Genomic DNA, 17,695 nt, shown 5'->3' with positions numbered 1-17,695 from the left:
CCATGTCCGCCTTTGCCGAACTGGGCCTGTGCCCTGAACTGGTCGCCACACTGGACGCGCTGGAGTACCGTGCGCCCACACCGATCCAGATACAGGCGATTCCGCTGGTGCTGGCGGGACATGACCTGATTGCCGAGGCGCAGACCGGTACAGGTAAAACCGCCGGCTTTGCGCTGCCGATGATCGAGCGCCTCAGCCGCATCCCCGCAAGCGGTGATTACCACCCGATTCGGGGGCTGATCCTGACGCCAACCCGTGAGTTGGCACAGCAGGTGGGTGAGCATACGTTGGCATATGGCCAGCTGCTGGGGATGCGGGTCATCTCCATCTTCGGCGGTGTGCGCTTCGACAACCAGATCCGCAAGATGAAACGCGGAGCCGATATCCTGGTGGCAACGCCGGGGCGGCTGCTGGATATGTTGAAGCAGAAAAAGCTGTCGCTGGAACAGTTGGAAATGCTGGTGTTCGATGAAGCGGACCGCATGCTGGACTTGGGCTTCATTGGCGAGATCCGAGAGTTGCTGACCCATATGCCGGCGCAGCGGCAGACACTGCTGTTTTCCGCCACACTCAATGACTCTGTGGAGGTGTTGGCCGACAAACTGCTGCAGAACCCGAAACGGGTTGCGATTGCAGTACGCAACTCGGCCAGCAAACAGGTCAAGCAGAGTGCCTACGCGGTGGATAATGCCGATAAGGCGGATGTACTCAGCTTCCTGATTCGTGGCGGCAACTGGCAGCAGACGCTGGTGTTTACGCGTACCAAAAAGCGTGCGGATCAGCTCTGTGCACAACTGCTGGAGGACGGCATCAGCGCGGTTGCGATTCACGGTGATCGCACCCAGCGTGAGCGCATGGCCGCGCTGGCCTCGTTTACCGCTGGTGAGGTAAAAGTGCTGGTGGCCACTGATGTGGCCGCCCGAGGGTTGGATATCGAGGCGCTGCCGCAGGTGGTCAATTACGATCTGCCGAATCAGCCTGAGGCCTATGTACACCGCATCGGCCGTACCGGCCGGGCAGGTTTGAAGGGCTGGGCCGTGTCACTGGTATCGCCGGAGGAACGACGTTTTCTCAAGGATATATCAGCCCTGATCGGCAAGCCGCTACAGATGCAGCCTGTTCCGGTACTGGAAAACGGCAAGCTGATTGAAGGTGGCGCACTGGCCGAGAAAAAGGCCAACCGGACCAGGCGGACGCGCGTAGCATCATCGGGCAAAAAAGGTGCACAGGGGAAGAAAGCGGCCCGGCAGATGCCACAGGCTCAGCCGGAACCGGTTGCACCCAACCGACCGGGCAAGCGCCCCTCTCTGTTTGGGCGTTGATTACAGTAACCTGTAGGAGCCGAAAGGATGACACCCGCAGTTGATCAAGCCCGCAAAGCGGGTATTGCACACCGTATTCATGAATACAGCCATGACCCTGCAAATGAATCCTATGGGCTTGAAGCGGCCGAAAAGCTGGGGCTGGACCCCGCACAGGTATTCAAGACGCTGGTGGTCAGCCTCGATGGCAAGGCACTGGCGGTCGGCATCGTTCCGGTGGTCGGCAAGCTCAATCTGAAACAGATCGCCAAGGCGGCGGGTGCCAAAAAGGCCGCGATGGCTGATCCTGTCGAGGTCGAGCGTGTAACCGGGTATGTGCTGGGTGGGGTAAGCCCCCTGGGTCAGAAAAAGCGGCTCAAGACCTTTATTGATGACAGTGCCGCTGTTTTGGATACGATACACGTCAGCGCCGGACGGCGTGGGCTTGAGATTGAGCTGTCACCGCAAGATCTGGCTCGGCTGACATCGGGTGTTTTCGCACCGATTGCAGGTTAGAGGTCTTCGCTATTCGGGGGTTACCATGCTGTTGCACATACTGACGTTAACGCTATTGGCCGGACTGAGTATGCCGCTGGGTGCATGGCTGGCCTGCGCCGAACGGATACGCCCGCACTGGCTGGAAAAGGAGTTTCGTCACAGTGTCATCGCCTTGGGTGGCGGTGCTCTGCTGTCCGCGGTGGCATTGGTGCTGGTTCCTGACGGCCTTGAACACCTTGATACAACCGCTGCCCTGTTCTGGTTTGTACTGGGTGGAATGATTTTTCTGTGCATCGATGTCCTGCTGAACCATTTCAAGACCTCGGCCAGTCAGTTGGTGGCGATGCTGGCCGATTTTGTGCCGGAGTCCATTGCGCTGGGTGCAACCTTTGCACTTGGCGGCAGCAACGGCCTGCTGCTGGCTCTGCTGATCGGCTTACAGAATCTGCCCGAGGGCTTTAACGCATTCCGCGAGTTGCGTCATCACACCGGCTACTCGGCACGTCGCATCATTCTGATTTTTGCGCTGATGGCACTGATGGGACCAGCCTCCGCATGGCTGGGGTATGGCTGGTTGGCAGACTATCCGGCCGTTGTGTCATCCATCATGCTGTTCGCCGCTGGCGGTATCCTCTACTCGGTATTTCAGGACATTGCCCCCCAAGTGAAACTGGAGCGGCATTGGGGCCCTCCCATGGGGGCTGTACTGGGGTTTGCCCTCGGAATTGCAGGTCACATGCTGACGGCCTGAAGTGGCTGTCGTACACTCAGGTGCCACACCCACTCTGAAGGAGCCAGACTGATGGACGAGTCTTCCGAGCGCACCTCTCTTCATGCCTTGCTGCAGCAGGCCGTTCTGGCACCTTCCAGCCACAACACCCAGCCCTGGCTGTTCCGTTTGAATGAGACGGAGCAGGTGGTCGAGCTGTTGGCCGACTGGCAACGCGCGCTGCCGGTGAATGATCCCGACAATCGTGAATTGCATATCAGCTGTGGCTGTGCGCTGTTCAATCTGCGTGTGGCAGCTGCCGATGCCGGGCTATCGCTGGATTGGACACTATTGCCGAAACCGGAAACACCGAATCTGCTGGCTCGGGTGCATATTGGGCGTGGTGAAAATGAAACGACGCTAGCGAGTCTGGGAGATGCTCTGATTCACCGCCGGACCTGGCGCAACCGCTTTAAGCCGGAAACCTTGTCGGCAGAGTTGCAGAACGCATTATGTGAAGTCGCCCGTGCTGAACATGGCCATGTACGGTTGTTGCTGAACTCGGAGCTGCGACAGCAGGTGGTGGAACTGGTTAAACAGGGCGACAGCCTGCTGTGGCAGAATGAGAGCTGGCGTGATGAGCTGGCGCAGTGGATGCATCCGGGGCGAGCCGGCGATGGACTGACCGTGCCTCGGTTGGTGGCGCCTTTGGTCAGAGGTGTTGTGCGCCACTTTGACATGGGTAAAAGCATGGCATCTCAGGACCGGCTGCTGGCGGAGGAGTCTCCGTTACTGGCGCTGCTGAGCAGTGATGGCGATACGCCCCGTGACTGGCTGCAAACAGGTCAGGCTCTGCAGCATCTGCTGCTGGTCGCGCAACAGCAGGGCGTTCAAGCCTCCTACCTGAATCAGCCGATACAGCACGCACAGTTAAGGCCTCAGCTAGAGCAGCATATTGGCGCACAAGGGCATGCCCAGATTCTGTTGCGACTGGGGTATCCCGATGACCGTCTGCCTGCCTCGCCGCGCCGTCCGCTGGACGATGTCATCATCGAGTAAGGGTGGGCTCTGTCCCTGCTGGTGGTTGCTTAATGCGCGTGTACACCCAGGCCTCTTTCCCATCCTCCAGTGTCAGCCGGACTCGCTCGTAGCGAATTCCCAGTCGCTCGTATCGGTCAAGCCGGCGCAGGCTGGTCGGAGCTACCTCCAGTAGCTCGCCCTGTGTCACGGCTGTTGGCTCCGTAACCAGGTCCAGCCCTTCTCGACGAAAGCCGGGCAGGCGAGCGGGTGTCGATACGATCTGTTCCCCTGTTACCAGCCAGCGTACCCAGCCATGGGTCAGCGTGCCGTACACAAACAGTCTGTGTTGGCGGTCAGGGGCAATGGCCGCCAGGCCAGCGGGCGCCGTGTATCCCCAAGGACTCAACAGGTTGTACCAGAACCAGGCTGGGGGCAGTAGCAAGGTGACTGCCAGTGCCAGCATCACCCATCGGCGTCGGTTAGAGTTAGCCATGTGCTTGTGATATCACCCTGTGTTGGAAAATGGATATTAAGTGCACCTACAGGCTTTTATCTGAAGTCTGGCTGATTTATGTTGGCTCAGCATAAGGATACTAACAGAGGAATACCCCATGAGTGGTTACAACACCCCATTTGAAGCACTGGGAGAGGAGGGCATCCGTCAGCTCACGAACGCTTTCTATGACTACATGGACAGTGCGCCTGAAGTGGCCAGCATTCGTGCCATGCATGGCAAGGATCTGACACCGATGAAAGAAAGGCTGGCCGACTATCTGACCGGCTGGATGGGTGGGCCGCAGCGTTATGCCGAGAAATACGGCTCGGTCTGCATGACCAGTCCGCACAAACCCTATGCGATCGGTACAGACGAGCGCGACCAATGGCTGCTGTGCATGGACAAGGCACTGGAGCAGATTGGCGCGGATGACGAACTCAAGCATATGCTTAAGAAGCCTATGTTCGCGATTGCTGATATGATCCGCAACCGCGAATGATAAGCTGACAATGCCAAGCTTTCAGGGCGCCGAAAGCCTGGCGTGGTTCAATTGGCTGCGTCTGTCTTGTTACGACGCAGCAGATGCCTCCAGTCGGTCATCTGCACGGTGCCATAGGCGATCAACAGGTAGCCGAACAGCTCAAGCCCTTCCTGAATAACCGATTTATACAGGTTCTGGTATTCGTCGAGCATGACCGCACGCCAGAGACTGCCGGTGCCGAACACTCGGCTGAAGACCAGTACCACCACCAGCCCGAGTATCAGCTGATGATAACCCTGTAGCCGGGTAAATGCGGCCATGGGGCCGACCACCGTGTGGCGCCAGATCAGCGCCGTCACCAGCGCAGTCAGAGTGACTGCCAACGCAGGGTAAACCCAGGCGCCGTGGCGGATCAGGTCGAACACAAAGTCATGTTCGCGGATCAGCATGCAGAGAAAGAATCCGGTGACCAGGACATAAAAGCCGCGGCTTTCCGTCTGCTGCCAAGTCGTGCTTGCGAAGAGGGTAACGGTCAGCAGCAGGCACAGTGTCTGTGAAACCTCGGTCAGTGAGATCTCTCCCACGCTGTCTTTGATGGTTTGTACATCCAGATAGATTATCAGAGGCGGAACAAGCGCCAATGCGGCAAGAACAAGGAATTGGATCAAGGCGGCTCTGATCTGGCGTCCCGGACCGGCGCCGGCGTCGTTGGAAGAGGCGGAGTTCATCATGTCCATGTGAGTGCAAAGTAAATAAAAACGGGGAGCCGAGCTCCCCGCAGTCAACGGCTCAGGCTTTGGCTCAGAGCGCCTCGATCTTGGCGTACTGTTGCTTGAGTTTGTCGAACGCGTCCTGTGCGTCGGCAATTTTCTGTTTCTCCTTGGCAACCACGTCAGCAGGAGCGTTGGCGACAAACTTCTCGTTGGAGAGCTTGCCTTCAACACGCTTGATCTCACCGGTCAGGCGATCCAGCTCTTTCTGCAGACGTCCCAGCTCGGCTTCCTTGTCGATCAAGCCGGCCATCGGTACAAGCAGCTCCATTTTGCCGACCAGCTTGGTGACGGACATGGGGGCTTCATCGTCTGCTTCCAGCCACTTGATTTCGCTCAGTTTGGCCAGCTTGGTCAGGGCAACGTAGTTTTCCTGTACGCGGCGGAAGTCTTCGTCGCTGCCGTTGTGCAGCAGCAGTTCCAGCTCCTTGCCTGGGCCGATGTTCATTTCGCCACGGATATTGCGCACGCTGACGATCACCTCTTTCAGCCATTCGATGTCGGCCTCGGCGGCTTCGTCGATCAGCTCGGCCACCGGTTTCGGGTAGGCCTGCAGCATGATGGTGTCGCCTTCCTTGCCGGCCAGCCCCTTGATCTGTTGCCAGATCTCTTCAGTGATGAACGGCATCAGCGGGTGTGACAGGCGCAGGATCGCTTCCAGCACACGTACCAGTGTGCCGCGGGTACCGCGACGCAGGGCGGCGAGGCGCTCTTTCTCTTCGTCGGTTTCACCTTCCGACTCATCCCAAAGCACCGGTTTGGACAGCTCCAGATACCAGTCGCAGTACTGGTTCCAGATGAAGTCGTACAGGGTCTGGGCGGCCAGATCGAAGCGGTACTCGTCCAAGTGCTTGATCACGGTCTGCTCGGTACGCTGCAGACTGCTGATGATCCAGCGGTCAGCCAGGGTCAGCAGTACCTCAGTGTTATCCTGGGCGCAGTCCTGACCTTCGGTGTTGGTCAGGACATAACGAGCGGCGTTCCAGATCTTGTTGCAGAAGTTGCGGTAGCCTTCCAGGCGCTTCATGTCCCAGTTGATGTCACGGCCGGTAGAGGCCAGTGCGGTCAGGGTGAAGCGCAGGGCGTCGGTGCCGTGGGCGGCGATGCCTTCCGGGAACTGCTTCTCGGTGCGCTTGCCGATCTTCTCGGCCAGCTGTGGCTGCATCATGTTGCCAGTGCGTTTTTCCAGCAGCGTTTCCAGGCTGATGCCGTCGATCATGTCCAGAGGGTCGAGCACGTTGCCCTTGGACTTGGACATCTTGTCGCCGTTCTCGTCGCGGATCAGGCCGGTGACGTACACGTTCTTGAACGGTACCTGCGGCTTGCCGTCTTCGTCCTTCATGAAGTGCATGGTCATCATGATCATGCGCGCCACCCAGAAGAAGATGATGTCGAAGCCGGTGACCAGGGTATCGGTCGGGTGGAAGGTTTTCAGACGCTCGGTGTCTTCCGGCCAGCCCAGGGTGCCGAAGGTCCAGAGCGCGGCGCTGAACCAGGTGTCGAGCACGTCGTCGTCCTGACGCAGCTCCAGTTCCGGGTCCAGGTTGTACTTCTGGCGAGCAGCATTCTTATCGGCCGCGACGTAAACGTTGCCTTCGTTGTCGTAGAAGGCCGGGATGCGGTGGCCCCACCACAGCTGACGCGAGATACACCAGTCCTGAATATCACGCATCCAGGCGAAGTACATGTTCTCGTACTGCTTGGGCACAAACTTGATATCGCCGTTCTCGACCGCTTCGATGGCCGGCTTGGCCAGGGTCTTGGCGTCGCAGAACCACTGGTCAGTCAGCATCGGCTCGATGACCACGCCGCCACGATCGCCGTAGGGGATGGTCATGTTGTTTTCTTCGATCTTCACCAGCAGGCCGGCGGCTTCCATATCAGCCACGATCTGCTTACGGGCGGCAAAACGCTCCAGGCCCTGATAGGCCTGTGGCAGGCTGGGATCGAGTTCACGGTTGTCGCTGCCGTCGGTGTTGAATACCTGTGCTTCCTTGCGGATATGGCCATCCAGCGTCAGCACGTTGATCATCGGCAGGCCGCAGCGCTTGCCGACTTCGTTATCGTTGAAGTCGTGCGCCGGGGTGATCTTCACGCAGCCGGTGCCCTTTTCCATATCGGCGTGTTCGTCGGCTACGATCGGGATGCGGCGTCCGGTCAGCGGCAGCTCAACGAACTTACCGATCAGGCTCTGGTAGCGTTCGTCTTCTGGGTTCACCGCCACACCGGTGTCGCCGAGCAGGGTTTCCGGACGGGTGGTACCGACCACGATGTGGTCTTCACCGGCCGCTGTTTTCACGCCATCGGCCAGCGGGTAGCGCAGGTACCACATCTTGCCCTTGACCTCGCGGTTCTCCACCTCCAGATCGGAGATCGCGGTGTGCAGTTTCGGGTCCCAGTTGACCAGGCGCTTGCCGCGGTAGATCAGCTTGTCGTCGTACAGGCGGATGAACACTTCCTGCACTGCACGGTAGAAGCCGGAATCCATGGTGAAGCGCTCGGTGGGCCAGTCAACGGAGTTGCCCAGACGGCGCATCTGGCGGGTGATGGTACCGCCGGACTCTTCCTTCCATTCCCAGATCTTCTCGATAAAGGCGTCACGGCCCAGATCGTGGCGGGTCAACTCTTCTTCGGCGGCCAGCTTGCGCTCAACGACCATCTGGGTGGCGATGCCGGCGTGGTCGGTACCCACTTGCCACAGGGTGTTGCGGCCCTGCATGCGGCGGTAGCGGGTCAGTGCGTCCATGATGGTGTGCTGGAAGGCATGGCCCATGTGCAGGCTGCCGGTGACGTTGGGCGGCGGAATCATGATGCAGTAGGCGTCGCCTTCACCGGAGGGTGCGAAGTAACCCTTCTCTTCCCAGGTCTGGTACCAGGATTTCTCGATATCGTGGGGCTGGTAGGTCTTGTCCATTGGGGTCCGTATCTCTGATTCGTTGGCGCTGTCGAAACCCGCCATTATACAGTGCGGCTTTCCTGGGTGACAGGGCTCGGAGCCTTCGCTATTGCAGCAAAGGGGCAGGGGGAGGAAAATGAGCCTTTCAACAGGCTATTCAGGTGCGCAAGGGATGCAAAAACCGGCGATGACAACCGATACCGCCCCCGGGTGGATTGAGTGGCACGGCCAGCGGGTGTGTCTGGGTGGCAGCTGGACGCTGTCTCACTATCGGCATCTGAAGCAGATGCTTGCGCAGCAGTCGTCCCCCGAGGGGGATTGTGTGCTGCAGCTGGAGGACATTCAGGCACTGGATACGGCTGGCGCAACGCTGCTGGCGAACTGGTTCGGTGCGGATCGACTGCGCACCCTGATCGAACAGAGCCAGACGCTGCAACCCGAGCGCAAAGGGTTGCTGCAGGTGGTGATAAAGGCGTTGTCGCGAGAACCGGCAGAGCCTTCACCCAAGCCCTCGCCGCTGATTGCCGCATTGGCGCATCTTGGCGAGCAAAGCGAGATCGTCTTCCGTCACTTCTGGGAGTTGAGCGGCTTTATCGGACTGGTATTGCAGACGCTGTTCGGCATTGTATTGCGGCCATGGCGCTGGCGCATGACTGCACTGGTGAATCAGATTCACGAAACCGGACTCAATGCTGTCCCGATCGTGGCGCTGCTCACCTTTCTGGTGGGTGCCGTGGTGGCCTTTCTGGGGGCGACGGTACTGGGTGAGTTTGGCGCCGAAATCTATACTGTGAATCTGGTGGCCTACGCCTTTCTGCGAGAATTTGGCGTGATTCTGGCGGCCATCCTGCTGGCGGGTCGAACGGCCAGTGCCTTTACCGCTCAGATCGGTTCCATGAAAGCCAACGAGGAGTTGGATGCATTGCGAACGCTGGGGCTCAGTCCCATGGAACTGTTGGTGGTGCCGCGCGTGCTGGCACTGTTGATCACGCTGCCGCTGCTGACCTTCGTGGCGATCATATCCGGCCTGACCGGTGGTGCACTGGTGGCGCTGGTATCGCTGGACATTCCACTGGGGCAGTTCTTCGGAATTCTGGCGGATGTACCGTTGAAGCACTATCTGGTCGGGTTGGTGAAAGCGCCGCTGTTTGCCTTTGTGGTGGCCGTGATCGGCTGCATGGAAGGCTTCAAGGTCAGTGGCAGCGCCGAATCCGTCGGGCGTCACACAACCTCCGCTGTGGTTCAGTCAATCTTTATGGTGATATTGCTGGATGCGCTGGCGGCGCTGTTTTTCATGGAGATGGGGTGGTGATGACAAAGGATATCAAGCCGTCCCCGCTGATTGAGGTGCGTGGCCTGTGCAACCGTTTTGGTCGCAACACGGTGCATGAGCATCTGGATCTCGATCTGTATCCTGGTGAGATCCTGGGTGTGGTGGGTGGTTCGGGTACCGGCAAGTCGGTACTGCTGCGCTCGATTGTGGGTTTGAACCGTCCGAGTACGGGTGAGATTCGTCTGTTCGGTCAGAATCTGCTGGCATTGTCAGGGGCAAGACGCTCCCGGCTTGAGCAGCGTCTGGGGGTGCTGTTTCAGGGCGGCGCGTTGTTCAGCTCGCTGACCGTTCGGGAAAATGTGGCCTTGCCGTTGATCGAGCATGCCGGACTGAGTCGTGCTGATGCCGAGGCGTTGGCAGAGGTCAAACTGGCGCTGACGGGGCTCGCACCACATGCCGGTGATCTGTACCCGGCTTCACTGTCCGGTGGTATGGTGAAACGTGCTGCGTTGGCCCGGGCACTGGCGCTCGACCCGGATGTGCTGTTTCTGGACGAGCCCACCGCAGGGCTGGACCCCATCGGCGCCGCCGATTTTGACCAGTTGCTGCTGACCCTGCGCAACGCACTGGGGGTGGCGGTGTTCATGGTGACACATGATCTGGATTCACTCTGGACCGCCTGCGACCGTATCGCGGTACTGTCACAAAAGCGGGTGCTGGTCGCGGATACACCCGAGCGTGTATCTCGCCATGACGATGAATGGATACAGGCCTATTTTAATGGCCCAAGAGGCCGTGCCGCCTACGCGGCGGCAGGGGAGAGGTAAGCATGGAAACACGTGCACATCATGTGCTGATTGGACTGTTCACTCTGGCGGGGCTTTTGGCGGCGCTGTTTTTTGGCATCTGGCTGGTTCAGTCCGGACAGCAGCAGGAAACACGGCGCTATCGCGTCGTCTTCAACGAAGCGGTAACAGGCCTTACCGTAGGCAGCCTGGTGCAGTACAACGGCCTGCGCGTGGGTGAAGTAAAACAGCTTCAGCTGGACCCGGCCGACCCTCGCCGCGTTCTGGCAGACATGGAGGTCAGTTCCGTCACCCCTATCAACCAGGGGACACGTGCGCGGCTGGCGATTGCCAACATTACCGGAGCAGCCAATATTCTGCTCAGTACCGACAACCCGCAGGCCCCCGCACTGGAGCGACCAAAGGAAGGGCCTCCGGTCATTGAGGCCGATCCATCACCGATCGGGGCATTGCTGGGTAACGGCGAAGCGCTGCTCACCGGTGTGAACGAACTGGTAGAGCAGGGGGCTGAATTGCTGTCACCGGAAAACATCGACCGCATTGGTCGTATCATCCATAACCTGGAGCAGGTGTCCGAGGAGCTGGTCGAATCCAGATCGGGGGTGGGTGAGACGCTGGACAACCTGAGCACAACGGCTGAAGAGGCACAAAAGGTTCTGCAGGCTGCGACCCAACTGATCAGCCATGCCGACCGGCTGCTGTCCGATCAGGGGGCGCCGATGGTGGTGGATGGGCGCCGGGCGATGCAGTCGCTGGCACAGAGCGGTGAACAGCTGGAGCGCCTGTTGAGCCGCAATGCGAGTGCATTGGACAGCGGTCTGCAGGGCATGGCTGAGATCGGTCCGGTCATGCAGGAACTGCAACGCAGTTTGGGAACGTTGAACCGGATACTGTCGAGACTGGAGGAAGACCCGGCCGCCTACCTGACCGGGCGCCCGCCTGCGCCTGAATTCACACCGTGAGGGAGAGTGTGTACATGAAACATCTGTTGTTTACGGGGTTGCTGGCCATGGGCGTGGCAGGCTGCAGCTGGTTGCCCTCGGCGGAGCCGGTACAGAGCTGGACGCTGGAACCTGCGCCCGCCGTCGCGGGTCAAAGCGTACAGGTGGAAAGCCTGAGAGTACTGCGACCCCAAACCCCGGATCTGCTCAATGGCCGTCACATGCTGGTGGTACCGCAAGGCAAGCCCCCAAGTGTATATGCGGGCGCTCGCTGGAACAGTGCGATACCGGAGCTGTGGCGAGATCAGCTGATTTCGGCCCTGCAGCGGGACAGCCGCTTCAGTCAGATCAGCGGAGACGAAGTGCGTCTGGCAGCGGACCGCGTGCTGGTATCCCGACTGGACGCCTTTCAGACCGAATATCATCAAGGGGTGCCCACGGTTGTGATCCGCGGCCACCTGCAGCTGGTAGAAGCCAATGGGCGTGCCATCCTGGCTGAAACCTCGCTGGATCTCAGCCGCCCTGCCGACAGCAGTGAGCTGGCCGATGTTGTTGACGCGTTCTCGAGTCTGAGTGCCGAGATGGCCGACGTCATCAAGCAGTGGCTGCTGAAAGAAACGGCAAAATAACACACAATTTCCCGTGCCGAGGTAGAACATGTCCTACAGAAAGCTGACCCCTGAAGAAGAGTACGTCATCATCAGAAAGGGGACGGAGCGACCTTTCACCGGCGAGTACAACGAATATTTTGAAACCGGTGTCTATGCCTGCAAACAGTGTGGGGCGCATCTCTACCGCTCTGAAGACAAGTTCCCCTCGCACTGCGGCTGGCCCAGCTTTGATGATGAAATTGAAGGCGCCGTTCGCAGAGAGGTGGATGCGGACGGGCGGCGGACGGAGATCCTGTGTGCCAACTGCGGCGGTCACCTGGGACACGTATTTGAAGGCGAAATGCTGACACGGAAGAACGTGCGCCATTGCGTCAATTCCATCTCTATGAACTTCCTCAGTGCCGAAGAACTGGCACAACAGCAGGGCAGCACCCTGAAAACCGCCTATTTTGCCGGCGGCTGTTTCTGGGGGGTTGAGCACCTGCTGCAGCAGCAACCCGGTGTGGTGTCGGTTGTGTCCGGTTACATGGGCGGCCATGTGGATAACCCCAGTTATGAACAGGTCTGCGGCAAGCAGACCGGTCATCTTGAGGCCGTGGAAGTGCTGTACGACCCGGCAAAAGTTGATTTCGAAACACTGGCCAAACTGTTCTTTGAGATTCACGACCCGACTCAGGAAAACGGTCAGGGGCCTGATATCGGACCTCAATATGCGTCTGCCATTTTCGTGCAGGATGACGAAGAGCGCGGCATCAGCGAAAAACTGATTGCGCAGTTGGAGAATCAGGGGCTGGACGTGGTGACGCGGGTGCTGCCGATGGCACCGTTCTGGCGTGCCGAAGAGTTCCATCAGGACTACTACGTGCGCACGGGCAAGATGCCTTATTGCCACCGGTATCAGAAGCGGTTTTAACTGCTCATCCGGTTGCCGGTGTAAATATGCAAAGAATCTGTTTGTTTCTGATGCTGCCTCTTCTGTTGGCGTCCTGTGCGACCGCACCGCCGTCCAATGTGGAAAATGCTTGCCGGATCTTTCGCGAGAAGCCCGACTGGTTTGATGCCTCTCTGACGGTTGAGCAAAAGTATGGCCTGCCAATTCAGGTGCAGCTGGCCATCATGCGGCAGGAATCCAGCTTCAGGCACAATGCCGCCCCTCCTCGTGACAGCTTCCTCGGCATCCCCATGTGGTGGCGAGTATCCAGCGCGTACGGATATGCTCAGGTAAAAGACGAGACATGGGACTGGTACAAGGACAGGACCGGTAACTGGGGCGCCGACCGTGATGACTACGACGATGCGGTCGATTTCATGGGCTGGTATGCCGACGTGTCGCAAAAGACATTGGGTATCTCCAAGTGGGACGCCTACAACCAGTATCTGGCGTACCACGAAGGGCACGGAGGCTGGCAACGCAAAACCTATAACAGCAAGGGCTGGCTGGTCAGCGTTGCCCGAAAGGTGGATGCCAACGCCCGGATGTATGGCGAGCAGCTCAGAAGCTGCAGACACAGCCTGAAATCTTCACCCTGGTGGTGGCCCTTCTAAACTTCAGCGCCGTCATGCTACAAGCATGGCGCGTGAACCTGTCAATAGAGTTGGCTGCATTTTGCCGCCAGGCTTTCATACCAGAAAAATAGACCGGCAAGCGTCTGCCGGTTCTGCCTATCCTTTCGTTCTGTATCCATCGCTGAACGTGTTGAAATCACTCTGGAAATGCGGTGTTGGTACAGTCGTTGCTGATAAATGCTGTGTATCCGGCTTTTGAGTATTTATCACGCAGGCAGAGGACGTCAAAGTGAGTATCTCCATCACATCGTTAATCCCGAACAGCACACCGAGCCAAATTCAGGCGCGGACGGCAATCCACAAAGAGATCAATGATTTGGTCTCCCAGGGGTTGGTCGGGGAATACACGACAACGCTTGCGATGATGTCAGAAGATGGCCTGCAACGCTTCGAGATTACCCAGTGGAGTGAGCAGGCCAACAATCAGTGGTGGGCCTTGATGGAAGCAGGTTCCGCTGGTGTGGAAGCCGCCAGCTATCTTGAACAGATGGTCGCCCAGCGGCGCGGCTATGCGGGTGCTTATCTGGATGACTATTTCACCCTGTCCTACCGGTTGGCCGAAGCGCTGGACGAGGACTTTCCCGTCTCGGTGGAGCTTGATCAACTGGCCGAGAACGCTTTGGCCGGGCGTCATCCCAGTGAAAATGCTGACGGTACGCGGCTTGCCAAAGAGGAACGCCTGAATCAATTCTGGCAGGACAACCAGTCCGACATCGAAACGATGCTGGAGCATTATGAGAACCTGAAACAGGTGCCTGATCATTTGGGGGATTGGCTGGATCAACAGCAGATATCCCGCTCTGAAGCGGTTGATCAGGTCATTGAGATGCATCGTTACGCCGGGCTGGAAGGCGCTCGGGAACGCAGCGATGCATTGACCAATACAGCGGTATATCAACTGAACCGAGACGGTGCCGGCGGTCTGAGCGATGATCTGTCCAGTTTCATGGTGTTTAACGATGTCACTGCACACCATAAGGCCAATGATACATTCGACCCGCAGGCGTACGCCGATCTGGCACATCGCTTGATCGAAATTGGCTTGAGAATTGGCGACGCGAATATGTTGAAAAATGCCGTTTCCGGTCAGCTGTATCACAGCGACAAACAGGCATTGATTCAGTCCTATCAAACCCTGTATCAGCCAATGAGGGATCAGTTTTACAGTGCCCTGTCGGACCTGGAGCCCGAGGTTAACCTTCAGGACCTGCTCGATAACATCAAACATGGTGATCCTGTTGGTCAACTGCCTGATGGCAGCCTGCATCCGCAACAGGATCGTCTGGAAGCCTTTGTGGCGCAACACAGCCTCAGCCTTGAATCCATCGCAAACAAGCAACTTCAGCTGGACGAATTTCCACGAAACCGTCTGGAATGGCAAAAAATTGGGGCCAATGGCCGGCGTGCCGAACAGCTGGTATATCAGCAATACGGCCTTGAGCCCTGGGAAACGGGGACGAACAGTCGCACGTTGCGTGAACTGTCCTGGCAGGGTGTCGACTACCTCAACAGCCAGCCCGATGATATCCGTCGGAACCTGATCAACGATGCCAAAGCGCGCCTGGAATCACTCATGCAACAGTTCATGTCGCTGCGCGAAGAGCATCCCGGTCTGACGATGACGCTGGAACAATTGATCGACAACTTCCGCTTCAACCGACCTGCCGGTCAACTGGCTGCAGGCGGCCTGTCATCTGCACAGCAGGCGCTTGAGGCGTTTCTGAACGACAACGAGTCGCTGATTGTTGATTACATTGACTCTTCCTGGCTGCTCGGGAAGCAGGACAATCTGAGCCAGATCGACTACGCCCGCTGGATGGATTCAGAACGCGCGAGCCGGTATGCGGACACTCTGCTCGATCTGATTGAGCAGAGCCGGAAGGTGGTGGGGCAGGGGGTTGTGTGATGACGGAGGGTATTCGTTTGGTGTGGTAGTGTTCAGAATTATGTGTCATTTTTTAGACTGAACCGAAAATTGGACTACCCCCTAGAAAAGGCGTTCACGATTGCTGGGTAGGACCTGAGTCGATCTACCACAACACTGTATGATTTACCAGTTTCGGAATTAGATGGAATACGTTGCCTCGAAAAACCAGATTATCTACACCGCTTATTATTCAGAAAAAAATAGCGCCTTATCAGCAATATATCTTCCTTTTTCCACCCAAGATCGGGATTGGTTTCAGCTCGATGTAGTCGCTTTTCAAAGTTTTCACGTACTGTATCTGGCCGTAACAGCGCTGGCTCAATTTCCGTACAAAATAGTGCTGCAGAACGAATGGTTGAAGTAACAGCGTCACAAAGCACAGTCACGAGCACCGCGTCAATCTCGTCATCAAACCCTTCAGCTATTGAATCCCCCATAGCTCCTAAACCACTCACTACATACAAATCCGGGCGGCTTTTGTCTGCGTGTAACTGCTTCACATCAATAGATTTCGGCCAGCAATGAAGGACTCTCTCAAGTAGTACACTAAAGAAAAGTTCAGAATCGGCTTTACTCATTTTCTGATTTTCCCATCAGGCCAGAGACTTTTTCGAATTTTCCTACTATCTTGTATTTGGCTATCTATCAACCCTTGGTGAATATAATCGATCTGTCTTTGGATAACTCCTGTCTTAAAAATATAAAGGATCTGCTGAGCCCCCGATATTATATCCTTCCACGACTTGCGATCTTTACAAGGTCTTCAATAGTGAGTGTTTGGTAACTTGTTTTCGAGGCAAATAAGCGCCAGAACTTAGCCTCAAGGTAACGGATAGCAAGTACCAATGGGTTTTGGTACTTGCTCTTAGCTATTGCTGATAGGTAAAAATGCATATTAGCTGTGGCTTCACATGGAAAGTATGTTTCAAAGTCTATATGATACATATCAACATTAAATTCAGATGGAAATTCGGCCAACAGCTCATCAGCATCATCGCCAACGATTCGTAAATCCTCTCCTATCTTTGTCGTGATAGAAAGGCGGTCAGGCTGACATAAAGCGTGTTTCGCAACCAGCCTTAAAATATGGTTCGTTAACTCGCTATTATTCATTGCGTACATTCATCTTCGCCACAATCTTCCATGTATTCATTGATGTATTTGCCCCCGCTAAACCAGACAGATTCCACCTTTGTTTGCCCGCTATGATCAAGCTCGGCCAGCAACTGCCCGGATTGATTGTACAGGTAGTAGGTGGTCTGGCCATTAACAGTCTTGCTGTACGCTGACGATGAGCATTGTACGTATAGGTTGCGCTTACCGTGCCGCTCACACTGGTGAGACTGTTGTAGCGGTCGTAGCTGAAGCTCAGGCTACCTTTACTCAGTACATTGCCATTCGTGTCTTATACCCCACAGTTTCCTACGTGGATTTATCGCGTTTCTGCATCAAAAAATTACTACATTAGCCTATGAGGCTGGTTGGCTGATACAGATTTTTGAACCTCCTCTTGTATGCGTTGGCATCAAATGTAAACCCTTCTGGTCAACAGTGACAACTGAAACCGGAAAAGCGTGCAAACATTGCTGGTGAAAATGAAAGCTCTATGGCAAAAAAAGACCAGCTAGAAGCTGACCTTTTTAAGATATTTTATAATTTATTCTCTTCGCATATATATCCAATTATCTAAAAGCTCACCCTTGATGTTCTCAGGAATGGGTATGCTGATAACTTCAAGAGAGATTTTATGAGAGTCGAAGTGAGAAAGCATTTCAGTTAAGATATCTTCACATAGCTCATTTTCATCTGCATCAGGGGTATTATCAAATACAAATTTAATACTAATATTACTTTCATTATAGCCACATGTAATGGCTCTCATATTGGGAGTAATCATGCCCAACAATGATGATTGCATAGCTAACAATACTGCTGATCTCAATTCAATACTTCCCATCTTTTACGGCCTCGCTGGAACAATATGAACACCATCTTTACTGTAATGAATAATACCATTTGTGGTACTGGAGCTATTACCTGACGAAGGATCTACATATTTCCCAATATTTTCTTGGAAATTAACTCTCTCTATAACCGGGCTGTCCAGCAGCTTCTTGTAATGCACTATCACAAGATTGTGTTCTTGCCCTTTCTCCGTGCTCTCCCCTTTCAGAGTATGCTAACCCTAAAGGGTCAACATAACTTAAAGGATTTCCCCCAACATAAGCATACGTATTCAACCCACCCTGAAGCCCAATCGGATCACTCTGAATATACCGCCCCGTACTGGGGTCGTAATCCCGACAGTAGTTGTAATGTAGTCCCGTTTCACTGTCAAAATACTGGCCAGGAAAGCGGAGGTTGAATGTCAGGATACTCCCAGAAGCAACAGTTGCCTGC

20 protein-coding genes are annotated in these 17,695 nt (G+C 56.1%); 12 read left to right on the top strand and 8 right to left on the bottom strand.

The window, feature by feature from the left end; genetic code table 11:
• The first annotated feature begins 2 nt into the window (after positions 1-2).
• From BLV48_RS16835 to BLV48_RS16820, 4 genes are read left to right on the top strand one after another with little or no spacing between them, the layout of a single operon-like run.
• Entirely contained in the window at positions 3-1,322 is a 1,320-nt protein-coding gene (locus BLV48_RS16835; protein ID WP_091827961.1) for a DEAD/DEAH box helicase, read from the top strand.
• 27 nt (positions 1,323-1,349) lie between these two features.
• Positions 1,350-1,817, top strand: a complete 468-nt coding sequence (gene ybaK / locus BLV48_RS16830; RefSeq protein WP_091827960.1) for a Cys-tRNA(Pro) deacylase — start codon at positions 1,350-1,352, stop codon at positions 1,815-1,817.
• Positions 1,818-1,842: 25 nt separating this feature from the next.
• The gene (locus BLV48_RS16825; RefSeq protein WP_091827959.1) at positions 1,843-2,550 is read left to right on the top strand and encodes a ZIP family metal transporter; all 708 of its coding nucleotides are present in this window, start codon (positions 1,843-1,845) and stop codon (positions 2,548-2,550) included.
• 51 nt (positions 2,551-2,601) lie between these two features.
• Positions 2,602-3,567 (top strand): Acg family FMN-binding oxidoreductase, encoded by a 966-nt coding sequence (locus tag BLV48_RS16820; protein WP_091827958.1) that lies wholly within the window; start codon positions 2,602-2,604, stop codon positions 3,565-3,567.
• On the opposite strand, the gene BLV48_RS16815 is transcribed toward BLV48_RS16820, so the two are convergent.
• Entirely contained in the window at positions 3,557-4,021 is a 465-nt protein-coding gene (locus tag BLV48_RS16815; RefSeq protein WP_254775071.1) for a gamma-glutamylcyclotransferase family protein, read from the bottom strand. The genes BLV48_RS16820 and BLV48_RS16815 overlap by 11 nt on opposite strands.
• A gap of 118 nt (positions 4,022-4,139) precedes the next feature.
• On the opposite strand from BLV48_RS16815, the gene BLV48_RS16810 reads away from it, so the two are divergent.
• Complete coding sequence (locus tag BLV48_RS16810; RefSeq protein ID WP_091827956.1) at positions 4,140-4,523, top strand: group II truncated hemoglobin; 384 nt, start codon at positions 4,140-4,142, stop codon at positions 4,521-4,523.
• Positions 4,524-4,570: 47 nt separating this feature from the next.
• Here BLV48_RS16810 and BLV48_RS16805 read toward each other — a convergent pair whose 3' ends face one another.
• Together BLV48_RS16805 and BLV48_RS16800 are read right to left on the bottom strand one after the other, a co-directional pair.
• Entirely contained in the window at positions 4,571-5,236 is a 666-nt protein-coding gene (locus tag BLV48_RS16805; RefSeq protein ID WP_139253957.1) for a hypothetical protein, read from the bottom strand.
• Between the two features lie 70 nt (positions 5,237-5,306).
• Positions 5,307-8,189 carry a valine--tRNA ligase gene (locus tag BLV48_RS16800; RefSeq protein ID WP_091827982.1) on the bottom strand — a complete coding sequence of 961 codons (2,883 nt, stop codon included), beginning with the start codon at positions 8,187-8,189 and terminating at the stop codon, positions 5,307-5,309.
• A gap of 118 nt (positions 8,190-8,307) precedes the next feature.
• Here BLV48_RS16800 and BLV48_RS16795 point away from each other — a divergent pair, with 118 nt between their 5' ends.
• From BLV48_RS16795 to BLV48_RS16765, 7 genes are all read left to right on the top strand, one after another.
• Entirely contained in the window at positions 8,308-9,483 is a 1,176-nt protein-coding gene (locus BLV48_RS16795) for an MlaE family ABC transporter permease (protein WP_479691123.1), read from the top strand.
• Positions 9,483-10,271 (top strand): ABC transporter ATP-binding protein, encoded by a 789-nt coding sequence (locus BLV48_RS16790; RefSeq protein ID WP_091827953.1) that lies wholly within the window; start codon positions 9,483-9,485, stop codon positions 10,269-10,271. The genes BLV48_RS16795 and BLV48_RS16790 overlap by 1 nt, the downstream gene beginning before the upstream one ends.
• A 2-nt stretch (positions 10,272-10,273) precedes the next feature.
• Positions 10,274-11,212 carry an MlaD family protein gene (locus BLV48_RS16785; protein WP_091827952.1) on the top strand — a complete coding sequence of 313 codons (939 nt, stop codon included), beginning with the start codon at positions 10,274-10,276 and terminating at the stop codon, positions 11,210-11,212.
• Between the two features lie 14 nt (positions 11,213-11,226).
• On the top strand, positions 11,227-11,820 hold the full coding sequence (locus BLV48_RS16780; protein ID WP_091827951.1) for an ABC-type transport auxiliary lipoprotein family protein: 594 nt from the start codon (positions 11,227-11,229) through the stop codon (positions 11,818-11,820).
• Between the two features lie 28 nt (positions 11,821-11,848).
• Entirely contained in the window at positions 11,849-12,715 is an 867-nt protein-coding gene (locus BLV48_RS16775; RefSeq protein WP_091827950.1) for a bifunctional methionine sulfoxide reductase B/A protein, read from the top strand.
• Between the two features lie 26 nt (positions 12,716-12,741).
• The gene (locus BLV48_RS16770) at positions 12,742-13,347 is read left to right on the top strand and encodes a transglycosylase SLT domain-containing protein (RefSeq protein WP_091827949.1); all 606 of its coding nucleotides are present in this window, start codon (positions 12,742-12,744) and stop codon (positions 13,345-13,347) included.
• 250 nt (positions 13,348-13,597) lie between these two features.
• Entirely contained in the window at positions 13,598-15,274 is a 1,677-nt protein-coding gene (locus BLV48_RS16765) for a hypothetical protein (protein WP_139253956.1), read from the top strand.
• A 191-nt stretch (positions 15,275-15,465) separates the two neighbouring features.
• Here BLV48_RS16765 and BLV48_RS18830 read toward each other — a convergent pair whose 3' ends face one another.
• The 5 genes from BLV48_RS18830 to BLV48_RS16740 all read right to left on the bottom strand — a co-directional run.
• Entirely contained in the window at positions 15,466-15,873 is a 408-nt protein-coding gene (locus BLV48_RS18830) for a hypothetical protein (protein WP_139253955.1), read from the bottom strand.
• A gap of 148 nt (positions 15,874-16,021) precedes the next feature.
• Positions 16,022-16,408, bottom strand: a complete 387-nt coding sequence (locus BLV48_RS16755; RefSeq protein ID WP_217633047.1) for a DUF1493 family protein — start codon at positions 16,406-16,408, stop codon at positions 16,022-16,024.
• A 544-nt stretch (positions 16,409-16,952) separates the two neighbouring features.
• Complete coding sequence (locus BLV48_RS16750; protein WP_139253954.1) at positions 16,953-17,252, bottom strand: MafI2 family immunity protein; 300 nt, start codon at positions 17,250-17,252, stop codon at positions 16,953-16,955.
• A gap of 3 nt (positions 17,253-17,255) precedes the next feature.
• Complete coding sequence (locus BLV48_RS19615) at positions 17,256-17,420, bottom strand: polymorphic toxin type 50 domain-containing protein (protein ID WP_175527713.1); 165 nt, start codon at positions 17,418-17,420, stop codon at positions 17,256-17,258.
• Positions 17,374-17,695, bottom strand: a 322-nt coding sequence (locus BLV48_RS16740) for an RHS repeat-associated core domain-containing protein (RefSeq protein ID WP_139253953.1), incomplete at its 5' end; no start/stop codon positions are given. The genes BLV48_RS16740 and BLV48_RS19615, both read right to left, overlap by 47 nt.

The organism is Marinobacterium iners DSM 11526 (assembly GCF_900107855.1).
In the GTDB taxonomy this organism is placed as follows: domain Bacteria; phylum Pseudomonadota; class Gammaproteobacteria; order Pseudomonadales; family Balneatricaceae; genus Marinobacterium; species Marinobacterium iners.
The sequence above is the reverse complement of the archived record's forward strand: the minus strand, read 5'-3'. Positions and strand labels throughout refer to the sequence as shown.